Raw genomic sequence first — 4,236 nt, 5'->3', positions numbered from 1 at the left:
GTGCGCGAGAACGATCAGCGGGCCGGACCCCGCCACCTCGTAGGCGATCGTGCCGCCGTCGACGGCAAGGTACTCAGTCACGACATCTCCCAGGCATGGCTAACATTCTTAGCTAAAAGCTAATCTCATTAACCGAGCCTGTCAACGCGGCCGCTGTTACGGCTCCCGGTACCGGCTCCACGCCTGTGACCAGTGACAACGCGCCATTGATCACACCCCCGACCACCTTGGCGGGCTGACGTATGTCCTTCGCCATCTCGGCCACGCAGTCAGGGAAGCGCGGGGTGACCGCCATGACCGCGACCACGCCTCCGGCACGGCACATCGTGCACGTTCCCGACCACGGCCTCCCTCTCAAGATCCCCGTTAGTGACGACCGCACGCGAGCAACAGCTCTGGCAACGTGCTGAATGCGGATAGTGGTCGACACGGTCCATGCCACCCGCGAGGCCATAGCGCAGCAGCGCGCCGGGCAGGCGCGGCGTCCGGCCTCGACGTAAGACACCGCATAACGGAAGCGCCCGGCCCCTCGAATGGGCCGGGTGCTTACAGCGCCTCGGTGGCTTCCTCGTCTTCTCCGGCCCTTGCGAAGCCCTTCGCCGGGCAGCCGCACTCCGGGCCACGGGTTTTCCCCAGTACGGAGAGGATGAGGGCCATACCGTCGATTGACCTGTTTCCCGGATGGTCTGGCAGGCATCGAAACAACGAGGCTGAATGCGTACGGATCCACCGAGCAAAAGGGAACCCTCTGCGTACAGCTTCAGGTCACTTAGAACGAACTGACCTGCTGAAAAATCCCCTGTCCCTACGCCTCTCGCCCGCTCGGGCGGGAACGCGACAGGCCGCCGACGCCGGGAACCGGCGCTCGACGGCGGGGTACGGGAGCCCACCCTTCGCAGGGATGCATGGCACCCATACCCGCCAAGCGGAGCCTCAATCCAGAGCTCCGGAGCACAGCAAGGAGAACGATCATGAAGCACAACTTCGGGCGGCGGTTCGCCACCTCGGCAGCGGCACTCGCAGTCGCCGCGGGCACCCTCCTGACAGTGGGCGGCACCGCCTCGGCTGCGCCGGCAAAGGTAGCCGACCACACCGCGGTTGTGGCGCACCACTCCTCGGACCGCACCCAGTACGGCGACCACCACGACCATCGCGACATTCGCTGGGACGGCCACCACCACCGTCACAACATTCGCTGGGACGGCCACCGCAAGTGGGTGCGGATCGACAGCGTCTGGTACTGCAACGACCACGGCCGGCAGTACCGCTACGACGGACACCGGTTCTACGTGAAGAACAACGGCGCATGGCACTCCGTGAGCAGCCACGACCGTGGCTTCGACCACCGCATCTTCAACTGACCGCCCAAGGCGGGCACCGGGCCGGCTTTTAGCGCGCCGGCCCGGCCCGCCCCTGGGCCTCCGCGCACCGCAGGCGTTAGGGCGGCAGTGCGCCGACCGGCCCAGGCTCTCGAGGAGCAATCCGAGCCATGCCCGATCACGTAGACCAGACGTTGCACATGGAGTTGGTGCTTCCGTCCGGCGAGCACCTCGCGGTGCCAACTCGTCTGCATTACGCCACCCAAGACCCGTTTGCCGCGATCATCGTCTTCCAGACCGACACCGTCCATCAAGTCAGCTGGGCCTTGGCCCGTGACACGCTGGCAGAAGGCCTCAACCGGCCCACCGGGCAAGGCGATGTGCACGTCTGGCCGGTCGGTTCCGGGCGCGATGCCGAGCTGAACCTTGCTCTGTCCTCTTCGCACGGGACCGCTTGGCTCACCGCTCCCCTCCCAGTGGTCGCGCAGTGGCTGGGGCGGACGTACCACTTGGTGCCGGCCGGCCAGGAGGTCTCCGGTCTGGATATGGACGCCGAATTGTCACAGCTCCTGGATGAGGCGGCCTGAGATGAACATGCAGCAACGCCGACGAAACGCACGCCTCAGGGCCTACGCCCAGCTCAAGCGGCGGTATCCGGAGCTGTTCACCACCCTGGGCCCCACCCTTCCCGATGCCTCTCCGGGCGGAACCGAACGACGGGCCCTCCCTACGAACTGATCCCAGGCCGCCCCCGGCCGGGACCGTTACTGATACCAGTAACACTCGCTGCCGCCGGTTACTGCCCCCGGCCGCCCAACTTCCGACGGGAGGACCGGCCCGCCCTCCCGTCGCGCGACGGGGCCGCCGTCGGGCGGCCCCGGACACGACGGCACCCCCTGCGGGAGCCGATTCGAGCGGCTCCTCGGGGGTGCCTCGTCATGTTCGGTCTGGGGTCAGCACTCGCCGCCACCGCTCCCGGCGGTGGAGGGGAAGCTCGGGCCGGGCCGGCAACGCGGCCGACGGTGCCTGGCCGAGGCGGCGGGCTCGTTCCTCGTCCAGGGCCTGGTCGCGGCGGTGCTCGGCTTCGCGACGGCAGAAGGCCGTGCAGTAGATGGTGCGGACCGTGCGTTGGACCTGGAAGGGGTTCGCGCAGACGGGGCCGGTCCGGGTCTCCGTCTTGGCCTCGCGGGAGGCAGTGCGGCACTCAGGCGAGCAGAAGATGCGCTTCGGGCTGAGGGTGGTGGTGATGCGTCGGTGATGTGCTCACTCGCCGGGTTCCTCCTCGGGTGTCGGAGTGGTCCGCAGCCGGTCGGCCACGGCGGCATAGGTGTCAAGGTTGATCACGACCCGCTCGGCCGGACTCCCGCCGGCGGTCTGGCCCCGCAGCCGCTCGGCCTCAGCGAGCGCCTCGGGCGACAGCGGGCGGTGGGTCTTGGTCTTGCACGGGGCCCGGTTTCACTGACCTGCGCAAGGACCGCCCGCTCCAGCGCAATCACATGACCCGCGTCGCGGACCGTCCGCCCGGCCCCGCGCGGCGCGAGCCGGTGCCGGGCGACGACGGCCTTCCCCGCCGTGGCGATGTGCAGGTAGTCCTCGCCGAGCCGCTGCCGGACGGTGACCCGCATCCCCGACATCCCGGGCGGGACCGAGTAGAGGTTGCCCTCGAAGGACACCAAGCCTGCGGGCTGACCGTCCGCACGACCTCCAACTCGGCCGGGAACGGCAGCGTGGGCAGCTCAAGCAGCGGCTCGGCCGTGGCGAGGTCGGCAACGGTCACCTTGACGCCGTCGACGCTGCGGCGCCACTCGTCCATCCGGACGGCGAGCTTGTCGTCGACGCCAGACCGGGCCTGCTCGACGCTGAGACCGTCGGGGACCGTGCGCCAGAGCGTTGCACCGCCGAGTGGTTGGCCTTCTCCACCACGCCCTTGCGGTTGCCCCGCCGCGGCGGGCAGATCGCCACCTGGACGCCGTAGAACTTCGCGACCTCCGCGAACGTCGGGGTGACCTGGCGCTGGAGGGGTAACAGACGGTCGCCATCCGGTCGAACCGCCACCGTCTGGCGGTGCCGCCGAGCTTGCGCAGCACCTGGTCGAGGGCCTGGACCAGGTGCGGGAAGTCCTCCGACTCCGCCAGCACCGCCCGCCACCGGCCCGAATGCGCGAGCGCCCCGACCAGCAGGTGCGCGTGTCCGCCGATGCCCCAGCCCGCGGGTGGATCGGGCAACTCAAACAGTCGAACTGGACCTCCTCGCCCGGCGGGTGCTCGATCACCGCGCGATCCCGGCCCCGCGACGCATGGCAGGGCTCGCAGTACGGCTGGACTCGTAGCGGCGAAGCGCCCCGGTGAACGTCGAATAGGCGCCGCGGTAGCCGAGTTGGACCACCTCGTCGAACAGGGTGGATGCCCACAAGTGCGGGTCGTCCGCCACGCGTTGACGGCAGTAGTCCAAGAATGGAACGAACGCATCTGGAGCCTGGCGGCGCTGCCGCGGGGCGCGCTCGCCGTTCAGGTGGGCACGGATCGTCTTACGGTCGCGTCCCATGTGTCTGGCGATCGCGGAGATCGTCCAGCCTTGGCGACGCAGCGTGCGCGTCCACGTCCTCCTCCCACGTGAGCACCCAGCCTCCCGAAGAGGCCCGACCCGTTGCCCACGCAGGCTTGCCGTCGCACCCACCACCCATCCCGACACGCCGACCGAGATCACACGAAGGGTGGGGAGATCAACTCAGCAGGTTTTCCCCACTCCTGAGCACCGGGTGGGGATTTCCAAATAGCGCCATCAACCGAGCACATGGAGGAGGTACGTCTGCGTATTGGCTCTCAGAGGGCGGTACGTGAGCTGATGTCCGTTTCGGTGTTTCAGGCGGACTGGTCGCGGCTCGCTGGGTGGCTATGGTCGCGGCTGGGTGAACAAG

At 68.6% G+C, this 4,236-nt stretch carries 4 protein-coding genes; 2 read left to right on the top strand and 2 right to left on the bottom strand.

Annotation, left to right across the window (positions count from 1 at the left end; translation table 11 throughout):
• The first annotated feature begins 971 nt into the window (after nucleotides 1-971).
• Together ACNPQM_RS43725 and ACNPQM_RS43720 are read left to right on the top strand one after the other, a co-directional pair.
• Complete coding sequence (locus tag ACNPQM_RS43725) at nucleotides 972-1,361, top strand: hypothetical protein (protein WP_376347149.1); 390 nt, start codon at nucleotides 972-974, stop codon at nucleotides 1,359-1,361.
• A gap of 128 nt (nucleotides 1,362-1,489) precedes the next feature.
• On the top strand, nucleotides 1,490-1,906 hold the full coding sequence (locus ACNPQM_RS43720; protein ID WP_418088366.1) for an SsgA family sporulation/cell division regulator: 417 nt from the start codon (nucleotides 1,490-1,492) through the stop codon (nucleotides 1,904-1,906).
• Between the two features lie 753 nt (nucleotides 1,907-2,659).
• Here the strand turns inward: ACNPQM_RS43720 and ACNPQM_RS43715 are convergent.
• Complete coding sequence (locus ACNPQM_RS43715) at nucleotides 2,660-2,944, bottom strand: hypothetical protein (protein ID WP_418088367.1); 285 nt, start codon at nucleotides 2,942-2,944, stop codon at nucleotides 2,660-2,662.
• A gap of 643 nt (nucleotides 2,945-3,587) precedes the next feature.
• The gene (locus tag ACNPQM_RS43710) at nucleotides 3,588-3,863 is read right to left on the bottom strand and encodes a hypothetical protein (protein ID WP_418088365.1); all 276 of its coding nucleotides are present in this window, start codon (nucleotides 3,861-3,863) and stop codon (nucleotides 3,588-3,590) included.
• Nucleotides 3,864-4,236 lie beyond the last annotated feature (373 nt).

The sequence above is a fragment of the Streptomyces sp. NPDC056231 genome (genome assembly GCF_048270745.1).
Classification (GTDB): domain Bacteria; phylum Actinomycetota; class Actinomycetes; order Streptomycetales; family Streptomycetaceae; genus Streptomyces.
Note: the sequence above shows the minus strand (reverse complement) of the source record. Positions and strands in the feature narration are given on the sequence as shown.

Excerpts from the sequence above, each read along its gene's own strand:
- ACNPQM_RS43725 (WP_376347149.1), top strand. The coding sequence starts at position 972 with ATGAAGCACAACTTCGGGCGGCGGTTCGCCACCTCGGCAGCGGCACTC.
- ACNPQM_RS43720 (WP_418088366.1), top strand. The coding sequence starts at position 1,490 with ATGCCCGATCACGTAGACCAGACGTTGCACATGGAGTTGGTGCTTCCG.
- ACNPQM_RS43710 (WP_418088365.1), bottom strand. The coding sequence starts at position 3,863 with ATGGGACGCGACCGTAAGACGATCCGTGCCCACCTGAACGGCGAGCGC.
- ACNPQM_RS43715 (WP_418088367.1), bottom strand. The coding sequence starts at position 2,944 with ATGCGGGTCACCGTCCGGCAGCGGCTCGGCGAGGACTACCTGCACATC.